The organism is Mycobacterium sp. NPDC050041, assembly GCF_049541695.1.
GTDB lineage: Bacteria > Actinomycetota > Actinomycetes > Mycobacteriales > Mycobacteriaceae > Mycobacterium.
In genome coordinates this window covers 302,882-322,765 of sequence record NZ_JBMVDG010000002.1, presented here as the reverse complement: position 1 = coordinate 322,765, position 19,884 = coordinate 302,882, and the positions used below count along the sequence as shown (strand labels likewise).

Below are 19,884 nucleotides of genomic sequence, written 5' to 3'. Positions count from 1 at the left end.
GCAGGTCAGTGGCAGGGGAACCCGAGGAGATGGCGTGCGTCGTGGACGAACTCGTGGATCGCGGTGTTGTTGCCGAACACCGACGTCGCGCCCTGGTCCAGGCCGATGAAGTACAGCACCAGCAGGGCGAGGAATGCGGTGGCCGAAAGCCACACGGCGGCCCGGGTGGCCGAGAGGTCGAGTGCGGGTGCTGCGCTCCGGCGAGCGTCAGGAGATGTCATTGACCAGTCCTTTCGGGATGTCGCGTCCCGTTAGCAGATGGCGGACGTCGGGTCTGACTGTCACAGTGGCGCGACCGTTCTGGACTCTCACCAGATTCCTTCGCCCGCCGATTACCTGAGCATCGTAAGCACTCGGCGCGCTCCTTGGCGACGCGTGACGCAAAACGGGCGGCATTCCCGTGAGGGAAAGCCGCCCGCTTCGTCGTGCAGGTCGTGCGCTGCTACTCGGTGACGACGCTGGGGGCGCCTGCCGCACCGGCGCTCGCCAGGTCCGGCTCGACGGCTTCCGGCCGCTTCGGCCCACCGCTGAAGGTGAACTTCGCGTCCTCGCCGGCACCCTCGCCGTCCCAGTTCTCGACGTCGACGGTGACGAGCTGCCCCGGGCCGATCTCCTCGAACAGGATCTTCTCGGAGAGCTGGTCCTCGATCTCGCGCTGGATGGTCCGGCGCAGCGGCCGCGCCCCGAGCACCGGGTCGAACCCGCGCTTGGCGAGCAGCGACTTGGCCTTGTCGGTCAGCTCCATCGTCATGTCCTTGGCCTTCAACTGCTTGGAGACCCGGCCGATCATCAGGTCGACCATCATCACGATCTGATCGGTCGTGAGCTGGTGGAACACGATGATGTCGTCGATGCGGTTGAGGAACTCCGGGCGGAAGTGCTTCTTCAGCTCGTCGTTGACCTTCTGCTTCATCCGCTCGTAGTTGTTCTCGCCACCACCCTGGGTGAAGCCGAGGCCGACCGCCTTGCTGATGTCGGACGTACCGAGGTTCGAGGTGAAGATCAGCACGGTGTTCTTGAAGTCGACCGTGCGACCCTGACCGTCGGTGAGACGGCCGTCCTCGAGGACCTGCAGGAGGCTGTTGTAGATCTCCTGGTGGGCCTTCTCGATCTCGTCGAACAGCACCACGCTGAACGGCTTGCGACGCACCTTCTCGGTGAGCTGGCCGCCCTCCTCGTAGCCGACGTACCCCGGAGGGGCACCGAACAGCCGCGAGGCGGTGAAGCGGTCGTGGAACTCGCCCATGTCGATCTGTATGAGCGCGTCGTCGTCGCCGAACAGGAAGTTGGCCAGCGCCTTGGACAGCTCGGTCTTACCGACACCGGACGGGCCGGCGAAGATGAACGAGCCCGACGGGCGCTTCGGATCCTTCAGCCCGGCACGGGTGCGGCGGATCGCCTTGGAGACGGCCCTGACGGCATCCTCCTGGCCGATGATCCGCTTGTGCAGCTCGTCCTCCATGCGGAGCAGACGGGTGGTCTCCTCCTCGGTGAGCTTGAACACCGGGATGCCGGTCCAGTTGCCGAGCACCTCGGCGATCTGCTCGTCGTCGACCTCGGCGACCACGTCGAGATCACCGGACCGCCACTGCTTCTCCCGCTCGGCACGCTGAGCGACCAGGGTCTTCTCCCGGTCACGCAGGCTCGCCGCCTTCTCGAAGTCCTGCGCGTCGATCGCGGACTCCTTCTCCCGGCGCGCGTCGGCGATCTTCTCGTCGAACTCGCGCAGGTCCGGCGGAGCGGTCATCCGGCGGATGCGCATCCGGGCGCCGGCCTCGTCGATCAGGTCGATCGCCTTGTCCGGCAGGAAGCGGTCGTTGATGTAGCGGTCGGCGAGCGTCGCCGCGGCCACGATCGCGCCGTCGGTGATGGAGACCCGGTGGTGGGCCTCGTAGCGGTCGCGCAGCCCCTTGAGGATCAGCACCGTGTGCTCGACTGTGGGCTCGCCGACCTGCACCGGCTGGAAGCGTCGCTCCAGGGCGGCGTCCTTCTCGATGTACTTGCGGTACTCGTCGAGAGTGGTGGCGCCGATGGTCTGCAGCTCACCCCGGGCCAGCTTCGGCTTCAGGATCGATGCCGCGTCGATCGCGCCCTCGGCGGCACCCGCACCCACGAGCGTGTGGAGCTCGTCGATGAACAGGATGATGTCGCCGCGGGTGTTGATCTCCTTGAGCACCTTCTTCAGGCGCTCCTCGAAGTCGCCGCGGTACCGGCTGCCCGCCACCAGCGACCCCAGGTCGAGGGTGTAGAGCTGCTTGTCCTTCAGCGTCTCCGGCACGTCGCCGTGCACGATGGCCTGAGCGAGGCCCTCGACCACGGCGGTCTTGCCGACGCCGGGCTCGCCGATCAGCACCGGGTTGTTCTTGGTGCGGCGGCTCAGCACCTGCATGACCCGCTCGATTTCCTTCTCGCGGCCGATCACCGGGTCGAGCTTGCCCTCCATCGCGGCCGCGGTCAGGTTGCGGCCGAACTGGTCGAGGACCAGCGAGGTGGACGGGTTGCCCGACTCGCCACCACGGCCTCCGGTGCCCGCCTCGGCGGCCTCCTTGCCCTGGTAGCCCGACAGCAGCTGGATGACCTGCTGGCGGACGCGCGTCAGTTCGGCGCCGAGCTTGACCAGCACCTGCGCGGCGACACCCTCGCCCTCGCGGATCAGGCCGAGCAGGATGTGCTCGGTGCCGATGTAGTTGTGGCCGAGCTGCAGCGCCTCGCGCAGCGACAGCTCGAGCACCTTCTTGGCGCGCGGCGTGAACGGAATGTGGCCAGAGGGCGCCTGCTGGCCCTGGCCGATGATCTCCTCGACCTGGCTGCGCACGCCTTCGAGCGAGATGCCCAGCGACTCCAATGACTTGGCCGCTACGCCCTCGCCCTCGTGGATGAGTCCAAGGAGGATGTGCTCGGTGCCGATGTAGTTGTGGTTGAGCATCCGGGCTTCTTCTTGAGCCAGGACGACGACCCTGCGGGCACGGTCGGTGAATCTCTCGAACATCGGTGGTTACCTGCTCTCCATCGCATAAGTGGCGCCCCGCGTCCCGAAGGCGTGCTCCGAGCCGCATCGCACCTGCCGTCCACTGTATCGGGCGGCTGCCCCGGGTGCCGTGGTTGGCGGTCCCTTCCCCATCCGGCCCGCAGCCGTCGCGAGTGTCTCCGCCCGCCGCGTCTGCCCTGTTCCCGGTGCTTGCCTGCATCAACGCCGCGGTCAGCGCATTCGTTTCCGCCGGGGCGGCCGGAGCGCTTCGCCGTCAGCGAAACGTCAGCGTGACGCCGCGGCCAGGCCCGAAATTTCCAGGATCAGCGGTTCTGGCAACGCCGAATCAGGTTGCCGCGTGGAACGCGTCGATGACGTCGGCGGGGATCCGGCCGCGCGTCGACACGTTGTGACCGTTGCGGCGCGCCCAGTCCCGGATGGCCGCGCTCTGCTCGCGGTCGATCGCGCCGCGGCCGCGGCTCGTACCGGCGGACCGGCCCCGGCGGCGGCCGCCGACGCGACGGCCGGCCTCGACCCACTGCTTCAGGTCTTCGCGCAACTTCTTCGCATTCTTCGCAGAAAGGTCGATCTCATAGCTGACTCCGTCGAGCCCGAATTCGACCGTTTCGTCGGCGTTACCCGACCCGTCGAAATCATCCACCAAAGTGACGGTGACCTTCTTAGCCATCAGCTCACACTGACCCTTCTGCCTGCGCATTGACGAGTTGTTCGTCTCTCGACCACAACAGTTATGTGCTCGCAGTGTACGTCATTAAACGAAGTGCAAGACCCGGTCGCTCAACCACCGTGCCGACGAACTATGGGAAAAAGAACCGTCTCCCTAATCGACAGGCCCGTCAATGCCATCAACAACCGGTCGATGCCCATTCCGGTGCCGGTCGTCGGAGGCATGCCGTACTCCAGAGCGGCGAGGAAATCCTCGTCGAGCGCCATTGCCTCGTCGTCACCGGCGGCGGCCGCGGCGGCCTGGGCCTGGAACCTTTCCCGCTGGATTATCGGGTCGACGAGTTCGGAGTATCCCGTCGCCAGTTCGAAGCGCCGGACGTAGAGATCCCATTTCTCGGTAACGCCGTCCTGACTGCGGTGCGGCCGGGTCAGTGGGGTTGTCTCCACGGGGAAGTCGCGCACGAAGGTCGGCGCCCACAGCGTCTCGCCGACGGTGTGTTCCCACAGTTCTTCGACCAATTTCCCGTGGCCGTAGCCGCGATCCCGGGGAATCTCCAGGCCCAACCGGTCGGCCGTCGACCACAACGTCTCGGCCGATGTCTGCGGGGTGATCTCCTCACCGAGAGCCCCGGACAGCGACGGGTACATTTCCAGCGTGTCCCATTGGCCGTCGAGGTCGTAGACGTCGCCATCGGGCAATGGGACCTGCCGGGTGCCGATCGCCTCGTCGGCCACCTCCTGAATTAGCTCACGCGTCACGACGGCCGAATCGTTGTAGTCACCGTAGGCCTGATAAGTCTCGAGCATCGCGAATTCCGGTGAATGCGTGGAATCAATGCCTTCGTTCCGGAAATTTCGATTGAGTTCGAAGACCCGCTCGAATCCACCGACCAGGCAGCGCTTGAGGAAGAGTTCCGGCGCGATACGGAGGTACAGATCGGCGTCGAGCGCGTTGGAGTGCGTGACGAACGGGCGCGCCGCGGCGCCGCCCGCCAGGGTCTGCAGCATCGGCGTCTCGACTTCGAGGAAGCCGCGACGTTCCAGCGCCGAGCGCACCGCCCGCACCACGGCGATGCGCTGCCGAGCGATGGTGCGCGCCTCGGGGCGGACGATCAGGTCGACGTACCGCTGCCGCACCCGGGCCTCTTCGCTCATCTCGCGGTGGGCGACGGGCAGCGGGCGCAGCGCCTTGGACGCCATTTGCCAGCTGTCGGCGAGCACAGAAAGTTCCCCGCGGCGCGAACTGATCACCTCGCCGTGCACGAAGACGATGTCACCGAGGTCGACGTCGGCCTTCCACGCATCCAGGGACCCCTGCCCCACCTGCGCCAGGCTGATCATCGCCTGCAGCTGGGTGCCGTCACCTTCCTGCAGCGTCGCGAAGCAGAGCTTCCCGGAGTTGCGTGCGAACACCACCCGGCCGGTGACGCCGACCATCTCACCGGTCGCGGAGTCCGCGGCGAGGTCGGGGTGCGCGGCCCGGACCTCGGCAAGGGTGTGGGTGCGGGCCACCACGACCGGGTAGGGATCGCGGCCCTCGTCGAGCAGCCGCTCCCGCTTCGCCTGCCGGATCCGGAACTGCTCGGGGAGGTCGGGTCCGTCGTGCGCCGCGTCGGCGCGGTCATCGGCTGCCATCACGAGGTGCCAGCTTAAATGAACGAATGCCGGGTGAAATCGACGCGCAGCGGGTGGCCGCCCTGTCCGACGAACCGCTGGACTGGCGGTTCAAGGGCATCCCCGCGCAGTGGTGGGGTCTGCGCCCGGCCGAGATCTGTCGGCGCACCCCTGATCTGTTCGGCGCCGGGGCCGTCGGACCGGTGTGCGTGCTGCTGTCGTCGGCGCTCACCCACAACCTGGTCACGATGGCGCGGTGGTGCCGACGCCGGGGTGTCGAGCTGGCCCCCCACGGCAAGACGCACATGGCTCCGCAACTGCTGGCCCGCCAGTTCGACGCGGGGGCGGTGGCGGTCACCGTCGCCACCATCAGCCAGGTCCGGGTCTTCCGGGCGTTCGGGGTGCGGCGGGTGGTGCTGGCCAACGAGCTGGTCGACCCGGCCGGATTGGCGTGGCTGGCCGCCGAGCTGGACGCCGACCCGGACTTCGGCGTGGTCTGCTGGGTGGACTCGGTGCGCGGCGTCGAGTTGATGTCCGCGGCACTCGGATCCGAGGGCCGGCCGGTCGACGTGTGCGTGGAGCTGGGCATGGCCGGCGGGCGGACGGGCTGCCGCGACGCGGAGACCGTCGACGCGGTCGCCCGTGCGGCCGTCGCGGCGCCGCGGCTGCGGCTGGTCGGGGTGGCCGGTTACGAGGCGGCCGTCGGCCACGCCGTCACCGCCGACGCGCTGGCCGTGGTCACCGGTTACCTGAGCGATCTGCGGGCCGCTGTGGTGCGGCTGGCGGGCCTGTTCGAATCCGGCGAGGTGGTGGTCACCGCGGGCGGCAGCACGTACTTCGACCTCGTCGCCGATGTGCTCACCGGCGACTGGCCCGGCGGGCTGACCGTGCGGACCGTCATCCGCAGCGGGTGTTATCTCACCCACGACGACGGGTTGTACCGCCGGACGTCACCGCTGGGCCGGACCAGCGACGGCGAACTGGCGGCCGCGCTGAGCGTGTGGGCGCAGGTGGTGTCGCGGCCCGAGCCGGGCCTGGCACTGCTGACGATGGGCCGCCGCGACGTGTCGTTCGACCAGGATCTGCCGGTGCCCTACGGCATGACCGGGACTGTCACCAAGCTCAACGACCAGCACGCCTACCTGCGGCTCGATGCCGCCGACCGCGCCGACGTCGGGGACTGGGTGCGGTTCGGCATCTCCCACCCGTGCACGGTGTTCGACAAGTGGCCGGTGATCCCGGTGGTCGACGAGCAGAACCGGGTGGTCGACCTGATCCGCACCTTCTTCTGAGCGACGGACCGGCCTAGCGGCGGCCGCGGTGGTTGTCGCGGTTGCGCTCGAACACCAGCCGCAGGCCGTCGAGCGTGAGGTGCCGGTCATAGGTGCCGACGGTCTGCACGTCGGGCAGCACCAGCGGGGCGGTGTGACCGGTGGCGACCACCGTGACGTCGTTGCCCGCGAAGCCGTCGACGTCGGCGCGGATGCGACTGACCAGCCCGTCCACCAGGCCGGCGAAGCCGAACACCGCGCCGGACTGCATGCACTCCACGGTGTTCTTGCCGACCACCGACCGGGGCCGGGTCAGCTCGACCCGGCGCAGCGCTGCCGACCGGGCCGCCGCGGCGTCCGAGGACACCTGAACGCCGGGCGCGATCGCACCGCCGAGGAACTCGCCCTTGGCCGAGACCACGTCGACGCAGATCGACGAGCCGAAGTCGACGACGATCGCCGCGCCGCCGTACTTGTGGTAGGCCGCAAGGCAATTGACGATCCGGTCGGCGCCGACCTCTTTCGGGTTGTCCACCAGCAGCGGTATCCCGGTGCGCACGCCTGGCTCGATCAGCACGTGCGGCACCGACGGCCAGTACTGCTCGAGCATCACCCGCACCTCGTGCAGCACCGACGGCACGGTCGACAGGCCTGCCGCCCCGGTCAGGCGTTCGGAGTCGTCACCGATGAGCCCGTCGATGGTCAGCGCCAGCTCGTCGGCGGTGATCTCCGACTCGGTGCGGATCCGCCAGTGCTGCGCCACCTTCGCGTGCTCACCCGCGCCGGAGACCAGGCCGACGATGGTGTGGGTGTTGCGGACGTCGATCGCCAGGAGCACCGTGATTACCGTGGCGACATCAGGTCGGCCGCCGTGTCCGGCACGAATGCGGGGTCGTCCGACAGGTCGACCTGCCTGTTGTCGGCGTCGACGAACACCACCCGAGGGCGGTACCGGCGGGCCTCGGCGTCCTCCATCGTGCCGTAGGCGATCAAAATCACCAGGTCGCCGGGATGAACGAGATGCGCTGCGGCGCCGTTGATCCCGATGATCCCGCTGCCACGCTCACCGGTGATCGCGTAGGTGACCAGCCGGTTGCCGTTGTCGATGTCGACGATGGTGACCTGCTCGCCCTCGAGCAGGTCGGCGGCGTCCATCAGGTCGGCGTCGATGGTGACCGAGCCGACGTAGTGCAGATCGGCCTGCGTGACGGTGGCGCGGTGGATCTTCGACTTCAGCATCGTACGTAACATCAGTTCCTCCATGGCAATTCGTGATTGTCGTCCGGCCCCGCCATCCCGGGATGGCCGTTGATGCCTGCACTCGCGCCGATGTCGACGGCGATGTTGTCCAGCAGCCTGGTGCGGCCCAGCCGGGCGGCCACCAGCAGTCGGGCCGGCCCGTGGGCGGGCGCGGGACCCAGCCAGGTGTCGCGCAGCTCGAGGTAGTCGACGTCGATGGCCGGCACCTCGTCGAGCACCGCCCTGGCGGCGTCGAGCACGGCGGCCGCACCGCCGGACGCCGCGTACATGCCCGCGAGCAGCGCCGCCGACAGCGCCAGGGACTGCTCGCGCTCGACGTCGTCGAGGTAGCGGTTGCGTGAGGACAGCGCAAGGCCGTCGCCTTCGCGCACGATCGGCACGCCGACGATCCGGGTGTCGACGTCGAGGTCGTCGGCCATCTGACGGATCAGCACCAGCTGCTGGTAGTCCTTCTCACCGAAGAACGCCCGGTCCGGCCGCACGATCTGCAGCAGCTTGAGCACCACGGTCAGCACACCGGCGAAATGGCCAGGGCGCGAAGCACCTTCGAGCTCGGCGCCGAGCGGCCCGGGGTGCACGGAGGTGCGCGGCCCGGCGGGGTACATGTCGGCGGCGGTCGGGGTGAACGCCACCTCGACCCCTTCGGCGCGCAGCGCCTCCAGGTCGTCGTCCAGGGTGCGCGGATAGGCGTCGAGATCCTCGCCCGCGCCGAACTGCAGCGGGTTGACGAAGATCGAGACCACCACGACGGCGCCCTGCACCCGCTTCGCGTGCCGGATCAACGTCAGATGGCCCTCGTGCAGGGCGCCCATCGTCGGCACCAGCATCACCCGCCTGCCGGTGGTGCGCAGCGCGCGGCTGACGTCGGCGACGTCGGCCGGGCGGGCGTAGACGTTGAGCTGATTGGCCGCGAATTTCGGCGGCTTGCGCACGATCACGATCTGTTCACCTCGGCCAGCACCGCGAAGACCTCCTCGGGAGCGTGTGCGCGCTGCGCGGTGCGCAGCGAGTCGGCCCGGTAGGCCGCGGCCAATGCGGGGTCGACCTCGCCGAGCGCGCGCAGATGGCCGGCCACGGCGGCGGCGTCGCCGCGGGCCACCGGACCCGTCAGCGCCGACTGGCCGCGTTGCAGCGCGTTCTCCAGCGCCGCCCGCGCGAGCGGACCGACGACGCGTTCGGCGATGCCGCCCGGCGCCCCACCGACCAGTTCCTGCCCGAGCAACTCCTGCCCCCACAGCGCCGAACGCAGCGCCTCAACAGCGTCGAGCAGCACGGTGACCAGGTGGTTGCTGCCGTGCGCCAGGGCGGCGTGGTACAGCGTGCGGGCGTCCTCGCGGACCCGGAACGGCTCGCCGCCGATCTCGAGCACCAGCGACTGCGCGATGGCGTAGCCGACCTCGTCGGCGGCGGTCACCCCGAAGCACGATTCCGACAGCCGGGCGATGTCCTCGTCGGCCCCGGTGAACGTCATCGCCGGGTGGATGGCCAGCGGTATGCAGCCCTGGTCGGTCAGCGGCGACAGGATCGCCACCCCGTTGGCTCCCGAGGTGTGCGCGACGATCGTGCCCGCGCGCACCGCGCCGGTGGCCGCCAGGCCCGCCACCAGCCCGGCGAGTTCGGCGTCGGGCACCGCGAGCAGCAGCAGCTCCGCACGGGCTGCCACGTCCTGGACGGGCAGCACCGCGGTGTCGGGGAGTCGGCGCTCGGCGCGCCCGCGGGACGCCTGCGAGATCGCGCTGCAGGCGACGACGACGTGTTCGGCGCGCTCCAGCGCCACGCCGAGCGCGGTGCCGACCCGGCCGGCCGAGATCAGGCCGACCGTCAGCCGGGCAGGACGCAGCCCGTCGGGGACGTCCGACGCACGCGCAGGGGGCTGCTCCATCGCAGACGACCTCGCAACTTGTCGTTGATTTCTACGTTCCGGTCCCGCTCTGCGGGTACCGGACGGTCTGTAGCAGACTAGCTCACTCTTCGCGGCGCCTGCGCCTGCCGCCTCCGGACGGGGCGGTGCCCATCCGGGCGAGCAGGTCGGCGACCGACTGTCCGCCGGTGTCCTCGATGCTGCGGTGCCGGCGGGCGGCGGACTCCTCGGCCGTCTCCGGCTCCGGCTCGGTCACGGGCTCAGGCGGTGGTGGTGGACCGGCGGGTTCGGCGGCCAGCGCCGGCTCGGGACGGGCGGCATCCTGTTCCTCCGCCGCGGCCGAGTGCTTGCCCCGCCGCGGCTCCGGCGCAGGCGCGGACATCGTCGGCTCAGGCGCGCGGCGGCGCCCGACGTACTCCGACGACTCGGTGCTGCTCTCGGGCACCGGAGCGGCCCAGTTGCTGCCCGGAACGCCCGCCGGGATCCACTGCCCCTCGGCCGGCGCGGGCTGCCACTGCGGATCGCCCGGCTCGCGGAGCGGCGGTGCCTCCGGCGCGGTGAAGCGGTGTGGCTGCGGGGGCTCGGTGGGCCGAGGCGGCTCCGCCTGCTGCACGGGCTGGCGGGGCGGTTGGGGCGGTTCCTGTGGCGGCAGCCACGGCATCAGCGGCTCGGCCTCGGGCTGGGACACGGGCACGGCTTCGGGCTGGGACACCGGCTCCGCCTCGGGCGCCGCCTGCGCGACGGGCGCGGGCTCGACGACGGGCGGGGGTTCGGGTGGCGGTGGCGGCGGGGCCTGCGGTGTCGGTGCCGCCCACCGCTGCGCGGCCTCGCGAGGTGTCTGCGGTGGCGGCGGTGGTGGCGTCCCGTCGCGTCGCCGCTGCCCACGGGCCTCTTCGGGCCGGTGACGGCGGCCGTTGACCGCGGACTCGGTCTCCGAGGGCCTGCGGTGCGCACCTCCGTGCGGTGGCGGCGGCCAGTCCGCCTCGGCCGGCTGCGGCTCGGCGGGCACGTCGATGATCGGGCTCTCCTCGGTGCGCGGATCCGGATCGTCTGCGTCGCCGTCGAAGGAGAGCGGGAAGTCGGAGACCCGCCCGGTGGTCTCCGCGTCGCGGGCCCAGTCGGCGAAGGCGCGCACGGTGGTGCGCTCGCCTTCGATCGCCGGCCGTTGGTTGAGGTCGGTGTCGAACAGGATCTCCAGGTTGGTCCGCAGCGCCGCCAGTTCGGCGCGCAGCGCGGCGACCTCGTCGGCGGACTGTGCCCGCAACTCCGACGCGAGCTCGCGGCGAAGCTGCGTCTCGACCGTCAGCTCGTACTCGCGGCGCGCCGAGATCTCGCGATCGAGCTGCAGGTCGTAGACGAGTTTCAGATCACGCGCCTTCGCCTGGTCGGCGTCGCTCTGCCTGCGGTAGATCACCGAGACGAATGCCGCCGCCACGGCCGCCCAGAGCGCGAGGATCACCGCGAGCTTCAGCAGCTCCACCCGGTTGGTGAAAACCAGAGCCGAACTCGCCAATATGGCGAGCACCAGCAACACCGTCAACAGCACCCAACCCGGCCTGCGTCCGCCGCGCCGGGTGCGCGCGCCGCGGGACAGAACGGTCATGGGGCGACTGTACCCGTCACAGGTCATTCAGCGTGTCGACCATCCGGCGATTCGGCGCGTCGTCGCGGGCGTGATGTCAGCCGGAGGCGTTGTCGCCGTTGTCCGGTGGCTCCAGCGGAGACCTGCAGCAATGCTGCAACCACAATCCGGCGACGGCGAGTGCCAGCGCGCTCACCGCCGCGACCACGATTCCTGCCGTGTCGTCGTTCGCCGCCTGCAGCACCCCGCGCTGCGGGATCACGTGCACCAGCACGCCGAGCCACCAGCCCGTGACCAGCGCTCCCACCCAGGCCGACGCCTTGGCGATGGTCACCGAGCGGGCGACGGCCAGCGGGTGCAGCCGTCCGGCACCGTCGCCGATCTCGTTCTCCCTGATCCTGGTCCGCACATAGAAGGCCCACCCCCCGACGGCGATCGCCACAGCGAGCAACGACAGCCCGCTCCAGACGGTGACCGGCGGGAAGGATCGTGGATAACCGAACGCGGCGGCGAGGTAACCGGCCACGGCTGCGGCCACCGCGGCGAGCCCCAGATCCCGCAGCCTGGTCGGCCCCATCAGGCGGTACCGGTCTCGAGCACGAACGGCGTCAGCACCACCCCGTCGCGCTCGGCCGGGTCGATGTCGGCGAGCAGCCACGCCACCGGCCGCTCCTGGCCCGACACCGTCAGCGTCGCCTCCGGGTCGACCGCCAGCCAGGGGATGAGCACGAACGCCCGCAGGTGCGCCAGCGGGTGCGGCAGCGTCAGGCCGTCGTCGCGCGACGTCACCTCGGTGTCACCGTCGTGGCAGGTGACGAGGTCGACGTCGAGGGTGCGGGGGCCCCAGCGCTGACCGCGCACGCGGCCCGCCGCTTCTTCGAGTCGCTGGCCGCGGCGCAGCCACCCGTGGCCGTCCAGGGCGGGGTCGTCGGCGACCAGCACCGCGTTGAGGAACGGCCCCTGCTCGACGCCGCCCCAGGCTTCGGTCTCGTACACCGGTGACACCGCGCGGACGGCGCCGCCGAGACCGTCGACCACCGACTGCAGCCGCCCGAGCCGATCGCCGAGATTCGACCCGATCGACAACACGACACGAGTCACGGCGTGACCCGTCCCGCCCGACGCGACCGCCGCGCCACCACCGCCACGTCGCCGAACGTCAGCGGGATCGGCGCCGACGGCTTGTGCACCACGACCTCGACGGCGTGGATGCGCTCGTCGGCCATCGCGTCGTCGGCGATCTCGGCGGCCACCGTCTCGATCAGGTTGCGGGGTGGTCCGGACACGATGTCGGCGGCGCGCTGCGCGAGGCCGCCGTAGTCCAGGGTGTCGGCGAGGTCGTCGCTCGCCGCGGCGACCGCCAGGTCGATCCAGACGGTGACGTCGACGACGAAGTCCTGGCCGTCCCGCCGTTCGTGGTCGTACACACCGTGGTGTCCACGAACGGTCAACCCGCGCAACTCGATTCGATCAGTCATCCCGCTCCGTCCAGGCCTGCAGCACCTTCAATGCGTCGACCGAGGCACGCACGTCGTGCACCCGGACCCCCCACGCGCCGTGCAGCCCGGCCAGTGCGGACACCACGGCGGTGGCGGTTTCCCGCCCGTCGGGCCGTCGCGGTTCCCCGTCGGCGCCGGCCAGCAGAGTGCCGAGGAAGCGCTTGCGCGACGCGCCGACGAGCACCGGGATCCCGGTCGCGACGAATTCGGGCAGGGCGCGCAACAGCGCCCAATTGTGTTGTGCCGTCTTGGCGAAGCCCAGCCCGGGGTCGATGACCAGCCTGGCGGGGTCCACACCGGCGGCGACCGCGGCGTCCACGGCGGACAGCAGTTCGGTGCGGACCGCGGCGACCACGTCGCCGTACTGCGGCACCTCGTGTGGCCGCTGCGCGTGCACCGAGCGCCAGTGCATCAACACCCACGGCACCCCGGCGTCGGCGATCAGCGGCGCCATGTCCGGGTCGGCCCGGCCGCCGGAGACGTCGTTGACGATCCGCGCGCCGTGTTCGAGGGCGACCTCGGCCACCTTCGCGTGCATGGTGTCGATGCTGACCGTGATGCCCTCGGCCACCAAACCGTCGATCACCGGCAGTACGCGGCGTGCTTCGACCTGCGGGTCGACGCGACTGGCGCCCGGCCGGGTCGACTCGCCCCCGACGTCGACGATCGCGGCGCCGTCGGCGGCCAGCGCCACGCCGTGTTCGACGGCCCGGTCACGGTCGAGGAACAGGCCTCCGTCGGAGAAGGAGTCGTCGGTGACGTTGACGACCCCCATCACCTGCACGCGCGTCCCGCCGGGCGCCGGGACCGGAAAGCCGGGTGAACTCACCTGCGCAGGATGAGATCCAGCGCCTCGGCGCGAGATGCCTTGTCGGTCTTGAACTGTCCGCGCACCGCCGAAGTGGTGGTGACGGCGCCGGGCTTGCGGATACCGCGCATCGCCATGCAGAGGTGCTCGGCCTCGATCACCACGATCGCGCCGCGCGGGTCCAGCTTGCGCATCAGGGCGTCGGCGATCTGGGTGGTCAGCCGTTCCTGTACCTGCGGCCGCTTGGCGTACAGGTCGACGACGCGGGCCAGCTTCGACAGCCCGGTCACCCGGCCGTCCTCGCCCGGGATGTAGCCCACGTGAGCCACCCCGTGGAAGGCCACCAGGTGGTGCTCGCACGTCGAGTACATGGGGATGTCCTTGACCAGCACCATCTCGTCGTGCTGCTCGTCGAACGTGGTGTTCAGCACGTCGTCGGGATTGGTGTGCAATCCGGCGAACATCTCCCGGTACGCGCGCGCCACCCGCGCGGGCGTGTCGGCCAGGCCGTGGCGGTCGGGATCCTCCCCGATCGCGATCAGCAGTTCCCGGACCGCCGCTACGGCGCGCTCCTCATCGAATTCGACGCCGGTGGCCGTCGAGTTGTGCGACCGCGTCATCGGGGCCTCCCGTTGTGAAGTTGTCAGTTCTGGGTCGGTGGATTGGGCCGGCCGGCGTCGCGCGCCTGCTGGTCATCGGGGCCGCTCGCCTGTGGACCGGCCTGCCCGGGCGGCGGGTAGTTCGGGTACGGCGGGGGGTACGCAGGCGGATAGCCCTCCGGCCAGCCCGACGGATGGGGCGGCGGCGGATACCAGTGGCCCTGCTGCTGGCTCCCCGGCGGACCGCCCGGCGGCCAACCCGGTGCGTGCCAGCCGGCGGGCGCGCCGTAATCCGGTTGCGTCGCAGCGCCGTTCGCCGGTACGCCGTTGCCACCGGCGCCGTTGGTGCCCGGCGCGCTTCCGCCGTTCTTGGCGGCCGCCTCCTCGGCGGCCTTGGACGCCTCCGCGATCGCGAGCTTGAAAGCAGGCTCCTTGACGGGGGGCGGCCACGGCTCGCCGCGCTCGATCGCGAGCTCGCCCGGCGTCTTGATCGGCGGCTTGTCGGAGGGAACGCGCCCGCCGAAGTCGTCGAACATTGTCAGGCGCGGACGCTTCTTCACGTCACCGAAGATCTCGGCGAGCTCGACGCGGTGCAGCGTCTCCTTCTCCAGCAGTTCTCCGGCCAGGACGTCCAGCACGTCGCGGTACTCCGTGAGGATCTCCCACGCCTCGGTGTGGGCGGCCTCGATGAGCTTGCGCACCTCGTCGTCGATGATCTGGGCGACCTCGTGGCTGTAATCCGCCTGCGTGCCCATCGTGCGGCCCAGGAACGGATCGCCGTGCTCGGTGCCGTACCGGACGGCGCCGAGCTTGGAGCTCATGCCGTACTCGGTGACCATCGCGCGGGCGATCTTGGTGGCCTGGTCGATGTCCGACGAGGCGCCGGTGGTGGGCTCGCGGAAGATGAGTTCCTCGGCGGCGCGCCCACCCATCGCGAAGACGAGCCGCGCGATCATCTCCGAACGCGTCATCAGGCCCTTGTCGTCCTCGGGCACCGACATGGCGTGGCCGCCCGTGCGGCCGCGGGCCAGGATCGTCACCTTGTAGATCGGTTCGATGTCGGGCATGGCCCAGGCCGCCAGCGTGTGCCCACCTTCGTGGTAGGCGGTGATCTTCTTCTCGTGCTCGCTGATGATGCGACCCTTGCGGCGCGGCCCGCCGACCACCCGGTCGACCGCTTCTTCGAGCGCGGCGCCGGAGATGACGGTGCCGTTCTCGCGGGCGGTGAGCAGTGCGGCCTCGTTGATGACGTTCGCCAGGTCGGCGCCGGACATGCCGACGGTCCGCTTGGCCAGTCCGTCCAGGTCGGCGTCGGGCGCGATCGGCTTTCCCGCCGAATGCACCTTGAGCACTGCGCGGCGGCCGGCGATGTCGGGGTTGGACACCGGGATCTGGCGGTCGAAGCGGCCGGGACGCAGCAGCGCCGGGTCGAGGATGTCGGGCCGGTTGGTGGCGGCGATCAGGATGACGCCCTGGCGTTCGCCGAAGCCGTCCATCTCGACGAGCAACTGGTTCAGCGTCTGCTCGCGCTCATCGTGCCCGCCACCCATGCCTGCGCCGCGCTGGCGGCCGACCGCGTCGATCTCGTCGACGAAGATGATGCACGGGCTGTTCTGCTTGGCCTGCTCGAACATGTCGCGAACCCGGGAGGCGCCGACACCGACGAACATCTCGACGAAGTCGGAACCGGAGATGGTGAAGAACGGCACGCCGGCCTCGCCTGCGACGGCGCGGGCCAGCAGCGTCTTGCCGGTGCCCGGCGGGCCGTAGAGCAGCACGCCCTTGGGGATCTTCGCGCCCAGCGCCTGGTAGCGGCTCGGGTTCTGCAGGAAGTCCTTGATCTCGTAGAGCTCCTCGACCGCCTCGTCGACACCGGCGACGTCGGCGAAGGTGGTCGTCGGCATGTCCTTGCCGAGTTGCTTGGCCTTCGACTTGCCGAACCCGAAGCCCATCCGCCCGCCGCTCTGCATGCGGGAGAACATCACGAACAGACCGACGAGCAGCAGCAGCGGCAGCATGTAGATGAGCAGCGAGCCGAGCACGCTGCCCTGGTTCACGACGGTGTTGATCTTGACGTTCTTGCCCTGCAGCGCCTCGAAGACCGTCACCCCGTACCCGGTGGGGTACTTGGTGATGATCTTGTCGCTGTCCTCGGTCTCGCCCTTGCCGCTCTTCAGGTCGAGTCGCAACTGCTGTTCGCGGTCGTCGATCTGGGCGCTGTTGACGTTGCCTTCGTTGATCTGGGCGATCGCCACCGAGGTGTCGACGGGTTTGTAGCCCCGGGTGTCGTCGCTGAAGTAGAAGAACGACCAGCCCAGCAGCAACACGACCGCGATCACGGTCAGCGTGCGGATCACATTTTTCCGGTTCATCATTTTTCGGCCAGCGATGAGTCTGTCGGCCAGGTCCTTCCGATACGCGCAGCTGGGATCACTTCAGGCTACCGCTAGACCAACGTGCGGAAGTTCCCGACGGCCGACGGGTGACTTCGCGAGGATTCTGGCTACACACGTCGCCAGAAGCCTTCCGCTGCCCGCCGCCCGTGTGCTTGGGTGAGCCGGTGGGCACCGACGCAACCACCCCGGCCGAACGTCTCGTCGACACCAACGGAGTCCGGCTGCGGGTGATGGAGGCCGGTGAGCGTGGCGCCCCGGTGGTGGTGCTGGCGCACGGCTTCCCCGAACTGGCCTTCTCCTGGCGCCGTCAGATCCCGGTGCTGGCCGCCGCGGGTTATCACGTATTGGCGCCCGATCAACGGGGGTACGGCGGGTCGTCGCGGCCGGCGGACGTGCAGGACTACGACATCGTCCATCTCAGCGGCGACCTGATCGGGCTGCTCGACGACGTCGGCGCCGACACCGCGGTGTTCGTCGGCCACGACTGGGGCTCTCCCGTGGTGAGCCACACCGCGCTGCTGCACCCCGACCGGGTGTTTGCAGTGGTGGCCATGAGCGCGCCGCCGGTGCCGCGCTCGTCGAGGCCGCCCACCCAGATCTGGCGCAAGATCTTCGCCGACAACTTCTTCTACATCCTCTACTTCCAGGACGTCGGCCCCGCCGACACCGAGTTGAACGAGAACCCGCGCCGGACGATACGGCGCATGCTGGGCGGGCTGAACAACCCCGCCGAGGGGACCGCGCTGGTCGACATGGCGACACAGGACCGGCGAGGATTCCTGGACCGCCTCCCGGAGCCGGACGGCATCCCGGCGTGGATCACCGCCGAGGAGGTCGAGCACTACGTCGCGGAGTTCACCCGCACCGGTTTCACCGGCGGGCTGAACTGGTACCGCAACTTCGACCGCAACTGGGAGATCACCGCGGACACCCCGGCGACCACGATCGGGGTGCCGACCCTGTTCATCGCGGGCACCGCCGATCCGGTGCTGTCCTTCACCCCCCGCGACCGCATCGGCGACGTGGTCACCGGCCCGTACCGCGAGATTCTGCTCGACGGCGCAGGCCACTGGCTGCAACAGGAACGCGCCGACGAGGTCAACACCGCCCTGCTCGAATTCCTCGGAGGTCTGCCGTGAACCGTCCCCTGAACTTCGGCGTCTTCATCACGCCGTTCCACCCCGTCGGCCAGTCCCCCACCGTGGCCCTCGAATACGACCTCGAGCGCACCGTGGCGCTCGACCGGCTCGGCTACGACGAGGTGTGGTTCGGCGAGCACCACTCCGGCGGCTACGAGCTGATCGCCTGCCCCGAGGTGTTCATCGCCGCGGCGGCCGAGCGCACCAAACACATCAGGCTCGGCACCGGCGTGGTGTCGCTGCCCTACCACCACCCGCTGATGGTCGCCGACCGCTGGGTGCTGCTCGACCACATGACCCGCGGCCGAGTCGTGTTCGGCACGGGGCCGGGCGCCCTGCCGTCGGACGCCTACATGATGGGCATCGACCCGGTGGACCAGCGCCGGATGATGCAGGAGTCGCTCGAAGCGATCCTCGCTCTGTTCCGCGCCGGACCCGACGAGCGCATCACCCGCGAGACCGACTGGTTCACGCTGCGCGACGCCCAGTTGCACATCCGGCCCTACACCTGGCCGTACCCCGAGATCTCCACCGCGGCGATGGTCTCGCCGTCGGGGCCCCGGCTGGCCGGGCAGCACGGCACGTCGCTGCTGTCGCTGTCGATGTCGGTGCCCGGCGGCTTCGCCGCGCTCGAGAACACCTGGCAGGTGGTCACCGAGCAGGCGGCCAAGGCAGGCCGCGACACCCCCGACCGGTCGGGCTGGCGGGTGCTGGGCATCTTCCACCTCGCCGACACCCGCGAGCAGGCCATCGAGGACTGCACCTACGGGCTGCAGGACTTCGCGAACTACTTCGGCGCCGCGGGCTTCGTCCCGCTCTCCAACACCGTCGAGGGTGAACAACAGACGCCGCGGGAGTTCGTCGCCGAGTACGCCGCGGGAGGCAACTGCTGCATCGGCACCCCGGACGACGCGATCGAGTACATCACCGGCCTGCTCGAGCAGTCCGGCGGCTTCGGCACGCTGCTGCTGCTGGGACACGACTGGGCCGACCCGGAGGCGACGTACCACTCCTACGAGTTGTTCGCCCGGAAAGTGATGCCGCACTTCAAGGGTCAGCTGACCGCGCCGCAGGCGTCGCACGAGTGGGCGAAGGGCATGCGCGACCAACTGCTCGGCAGCGCCGGCCAGGCGATCGTGAACGCCATCACCGCGCACACCGACGAGCAACAGGCCAAGGGCTGATGCGGGCGTCGGTGCTGCGCGACGGCCGCATGGTGGTGCGCGACGGCGTCGCCGACCCGGTGCCCGGGCCCGGGCAGGTGCTCGTCGCGGTGAAGGCATGCGGGATCTGCGGCTCCGACCTGCATTTCGCCCAGCACGGCCCGACCGTGCTCGAGCTGGGCGCCCAGATGCAGGGCTCACCACTGGGCGGCGCGCCACTGGATCTGGCCGCCGACGTCTACATGGGCCACGAGTTCAGCGCCGAGGTCCTCGAAGCCGGTCCGGACACCGACGCGCCCGCCCCTGGCACCGTGGTCACATCCATCCCGGTGCTGCTGTCCGGTACGGGTGTCGAGCCGATCATCTACTCCAACAACACGATCGGCGGCTACGCCGAACGTATGCTGCTCTCGGCGCCGCTGCTGCTGCCGGTGCCCAATGGGCTCGACCCGCGGCATGCCGCACTCACCGAGCCGATGGCGGTCGGCCTGCACGCGGTGAACAGGTCGGCGATCGCGCCGGGTGACACCGCGCTGGTGCTGGGGTGCGGGCCGATCGGCGTGGCGATCATCGCGGCCCTGCGCCACCGCGGCGTGGAACACATTGTCGGGTCGGACTTCTCGGCGAAGCGCCGCGAACTCGCGGCGACCGTCGGCGCCCACGAGACCGTCGACCCGGCACAGGAGTCGCCGTTCGACACGGTCGCCCCCACGGTGGTGTTCGAGGCCGTCGGCGCACCCGGCATCATCAACGACGTGCTGCGCCGCGCGCCGGCGCGCACCCGGCTGGTGGTCGCCGGAGTGTGCATGGAACCCGACACCATGCTGCCGTTCTTCGCCGCCGCCAAGGAGATCGCCATTCAGTTCGTCTTCGCCTACGAGCCCGCCGAGTTCGCGGAATCCCTGCGCGCCATCGCTGAAGGCGCCATCGACGTGGCCCCGCTGATCACCGGCGAGGTGCCACTCGACGCGGTCGGCGCCGCGTTCGACGACCTGGCGCACCCCGACCAGCACTGCAAAATCCTCGTGACACCCTGA

19 protein-coding genes are annotated in these 19,884 nt (G+C 70.0%); 4 read left to right on the top strand and 15 right to left on the bottom strand.

Translation table 11 applies throughout. The annotated features are described in order from the left end of the window. Positions 1-5: 5 nt before the first annotated feature. From ACPCHZ_RS06840 to lysS, 4 genes are all read right to left on the bottom strand, one after another. The gene (locus ACPCHZ_RS06840) at positions 6-221 is read right to left on the bottom strand and encodes a CbtB domain-containing protein (protein WP_423484060.1); all 216 of its coding nucleotides are present in this window, start codon (positions 219-221) and stop codon (positions 6-8) included. Positions 222-442: 221 nt separating this feature from the next. Then, on the bottom strand, positions 443-2,989 hold the full coding sequence (gene clpC1, locus ACPCHZ_RS06835) for an ATP-dependent protease ATP-binding subunit ClpC (protein ID WP_364976208.1): 2,547 nt from the start codon (positions 2,987-2,989) through the stop codon (positions 443-445). Positions 2,990-3,314: 325 nt separating this feature from the next. Beyond that, the gene (gene lsr2, locus ACPCHZ_RS06830) at positions 3,315-3,656 is read right to left on the bottom strand and encodes a histone-like nucleoid-structuring protein Lsr2 (protein ID WP_423484667.1); all 342 of its coding nucleotides are present in this window, start codon (positions 3,654-3,656) and stop codon (positions 3,315-3,317) included. A 110-nt stretch (positions 3,657-3,766) separates the two neighbouring features. After that, positions 3,767-5,290 (bottom strand): lysine--tRNA ligase, encoded by a 1,524-nt coding sequence (lysS, locus tag ACPCHZ_RS06825; protein ID WP_423484059.1) that lies wholly within the window; start codon positions 5,288-5,290, stop codon positions 3,767-3,769. A 26-nt stretch (positions 5,291-5,316) separates the two neighbouring features. Here lysS and ACPCHZ_RS06820 point away from each other — a divergent pair, with 26 nt between their 5' ends. Beyond that, positions 5,317-6,561, top strand: coding sequence for an alanine racemase (locus tag ACPCHZ_RS06820; protein ID WP_423484058.1), 1,245 nt, complete (start codon positions 5,317-5,319; stop codon positions 6,559-6,561). A 13-nt stretch (positions 6,562-6,574) separates the two neighbouring features. On the opposite strand, the gene ACPCHZ_RS06815 is transcribed toward ACPCHZ_RS06820, so the two are convergent. From ACPCHZ_RS06815 to ftsH, 11 genes are all read right to left on the bottom strand, one after another. Beyond that, positions 6,575-7,378, bottom strand: coding sequence for a type III pantothenate kinase (locus tag ACPCHZ_RS06815; protein ID WP_364976224.1), 804 nt, complete (start codon positions 7,376-7,378; stop codon positions 6,575-6,577). Between the two features lie 5 nt (positions 7,379-7,383). After that, a complete protein-coding gene (gene panD, locus ACPCHZ_RS06810; RefSeq protein WP_423484057.1) occupies positions 7,384-7,791 on the bottom strand; it encodes an aspartate 1-decarboxylase in 408 nt (135 codons plus the stop codon). Beyond that, the gene (gene panC, locus ACPCHZ_RS06805; protein WP_423484056.1) at positions 7,791-8,738 is read right to left on the bottom strand and encodes a pantoate--beta-alanine ligase; all 948 of its coding nucleotides are present in this window, start codon (positions 8,736-8,738) and stop codon (positions 7,791-7,793) included. The genes panD and panC overlap by 1 nt, the downstream gene beginning before the upstream one ends. Beyond that, positions 8,735-9,682, bottom strand: a complete 948-nt coding sequence (locus ACPCHZ_RS06800; protein ID WP_423484055.1) for a Rossmann-like and DUF2520 domain-containing protein — start codon at positions 9,680-9,682, stop codon at positions 8,735-8,737. Before ACPCHZ_RS06800 ends, panC begins: the two co-directional genes overlap by 4 nt. 82 nt (positions 9,683-9,764) lie before the next feature. Continuing rightward, complete coding sequence (locus ACPCHZ_RS06795; protein ID WP_423484054.1) at positions 9,765-11,264, bottom strand: DUF6779 domain-containing protein; 1,500 nt, start codon at positions 11,262-11,264, stop codon at positions 9,765-9,767. A 76-nt stretch (positions 11,265-11,340) separates the two neighbouring features. Then, positions 11,341-11,820: a DUF3180 domain-containing protein gene (locus tag ACPCHZ_RS06790; RefSeq protein WP_423484053.1), complete on the bottom strand. Its 480-nt coding sequence runs from the start codon at positions 11,818-11,820 to the stop codon at positions 11,341-11,343. Continuing rightward, complete coding sequence (folK, locus tag ACPCHZ_RS06785) at positions 11,820-12,344, bottom strand: 2-amino-4-hydroxy-6-hydroxymethyldihydropteridine diphosphokinase (protein ID WP_423484052.1); 525 nt, start codon at positions 12,342-12,344, stop codon at positions 11,820-11,822. The genes ACPCHZ_RS06790 and folK overlap by 1 nt, the downstream gene beginning before the upstream one ends. Further along, positions 12,341-12,721: a dihydroneopterin aldolase gene (folB, locus tag ACPCHZ_RS06780; protein ID WP_423484051.1), complete on the bottom strand. Its 381-nt coding sequence runs from the start codon at positions 12,719-12,721 to the stop codon at positions 12,341-12,343. The genes folK and folB overlap by 4 nt, the downstream gene beginning before the upstream one ends. Beyond that, positions 12,714-13,517: a dihydropteroate synthase gene (folP, locus tag ACPCHZ_RS06775; protein ID WP_423484666.1), complete on the bottom strand. Its 804-nt coding sequence runs from the start codon at positions 13,515-13,517 to the stop codon at positions 12,714-12,716. Before folP ends, folB begins: the two co-directional genes overlap by 8 nt. A gap of 50 nt (positions 13,518-13,567) precedes the next feature. Next, positions 13,568-14,170, bottom strand: a complete 603-nt coding sequence (gene folE / locus ACPCHZ_RS06770; protein WP_423484050.1) for a GTP cyclohydrolase I FolE — start codon at positions 14,168-14,170, stop codon at positions 13,568-13,570. A 23-nt stretch (positions 14,171-14,193) separates the two neighbouring features. After that, the gene (gene ftsH / locus ACPCHZ_RS06765) at positions 14,194-16,521 is read right to left on the bottom strand and encodes an ATP-dependent zinc metalloprotease FtsH (RefSeq protein ID WP_423484049.1); all 2,328 of its coding nucleotides are present in this window, start codon (positions 16,519-16,521) and stop codon (positions 14,194-14,196) included. Positions 16,522-16,775: 254 nt separating this feature from the next. Here ftsH and ACPCHZ_RS06760 point away from each other — a divergent pair, with 254 nt between their 5' ends. Genes ACPCHZ_RS06760 through ACPCHZ_RS06750 form a run of 3 tightly spaced genes read left to right on the top strand, consistent with a single transcriptional unit; the run spans position 16,776 to position 19,884 of the window. Continuing rightward, positions 16,776-17,684 carry an alpha/beta fold hydrolase gene (locus ACPCHZ_RS06760; protein ID WP_423484665.1) on the top strand — a complete coding sequence of 303 codons (909 nt, stop codon included), beginning with the start codon at positions 16,776-16,778 and terminating at the stop codon, positions 17,682-17,684. After that, complete coding sequence (locus tag ACPCHZ_RS06755) at positions 17,681-18,868, top strand: LLM class flavin-dependent oxidoreductase (protein ID WP_423484048.1); 1,188 nt, start codon at positions 17,681-17,683, stop codon at positions 18,866-18,868. Before ACPCHZ_RS06760 ends, ACPCHZ_RS06755 begins: the two co-directional genes overlap by 4 nt. After that, positions 18,868-19,884, top strand: a complete 1,017-nt coding sequence (locus ACPCHZ_RS06750) for a zinc-binding dehydrogenase (RefSeq protein WP_423484047.1) — start codon at positions 18,868-18,870, stop codon at positions 19,882-19,884. The genes ACPCHZ_RS06755 and ACPCHZ_RS06750 overlap by 1 nt, the downstream gene beginning before the upstream one ends.

Excerpts from the sequence above, each read along its gene's own strand:
- ACPCHZ_RS06840 (WP_423484060.1), bottom strand. The coding sequence starts at position 221 with ATGACATCTCCTGACGCTCGCCGGAGCGCAGCACCCGCACTCGACCTC.
- clpC1 (WP_364976208.1), bottom strand. The coding sequence starts at position 2,989 with ATGTTCGAGAGATTCACCGACCGTGCCCGCAGGGTCGTCGTCCTGGCT.
- ACPCHZ_RS06795 (WP_423484054.1), bottom strand. The coding sequence starts at position 11,264 with ATGACCGTTCTGTCCCGCGGCGCGCGCACCCGGCGCGGCGGACGCAGG.
- lysS (WP_423484059.1), bottom strand. The coding sequence starts at position 5,290 with ATGGCAGCCGATGACCGCGCCGACGCGGCGCACGACGGACCCGACCTC.
- panD (WP_423484057.1), bottom strand. The coding sequence starts at position 7,791 with ATGTTACGTACGATGCTGAAGTCGAAGATCCACCGCGCCACCGTCACG.
- folP (WP_423484666.1), bottom strand. The coding sequence starts at position 13,517 with ATGGGGGTCGTCAACGTCACCGACGACTCCTTCTCCGACGGAGGCCTG.
- ACPCHZ_RS06820 (WP_423484058.1), top strand. The coding sequence starts at position 5,317 with ATGCCGGGTGAAATCGACGCGCAGCGGGTGGCCGCCCTGTCCGACGAA.
- ftsH (WP_423484049.1), bottom strand. The coding sequence starts at position 16,521 with ATGAACCGGAAAAATGTGATCCGCACGCTGACCGTGATCGCGGTCGTG.
- ACPCHZ_RS06760 (WP_423484665.1), top strand. The coding sequence starts at position 16,776 with ATGGAGGCCGGTGAGCGTGGCGCCCCGGTGGTGGTGCTGGCGCACGGC.
- lsr2 (WP_423484667.1), bottom strand. The coding sequence starts at position 3,656 with ATGGCTAAGAAGGTCACCGTCACTTTGGTGGATGATTTCGACGGGTCG.
- folE (WP_423484050.1), bottom strand. The coding sequence starts at position 14,170 with ATGACGCGGTCGCACAACTCGACGGCCACCGGCGTCGAATTCGATGAG.
- ACPCHZ_RS06750 (WP_423484047.1), top strand. The coding sequence starts at position 18,868 with ATGCGGGCGTCGGTGCTGCGCGACGGCCGCATGGTGGTGCGCGACGGC.
- ACPCHZ_RS06800 (WP_423484055.1), bottom strand. The coding sequence starts at position 9,682 with ATGGAGCAGCCCCCTGCGCGTGCGTCGGACGTCCCCGACGGGCTGCGT.
- ACPCHZ_RS06790 (WP_423484053.1), bottom strand. The coding sequence starts at position 11,820 with ATGGGGCCGACCAGGCTGCGGGATCTGGGGCTCGCCGCGGTGGCCGCA.
- folB (WP_423484051.1), bottom strand. The coding sequence starts at position 12,721 with ATGACTGATCGAATCGAGTTGCGCGGGTTGACCGTTCGTGGACACCAC.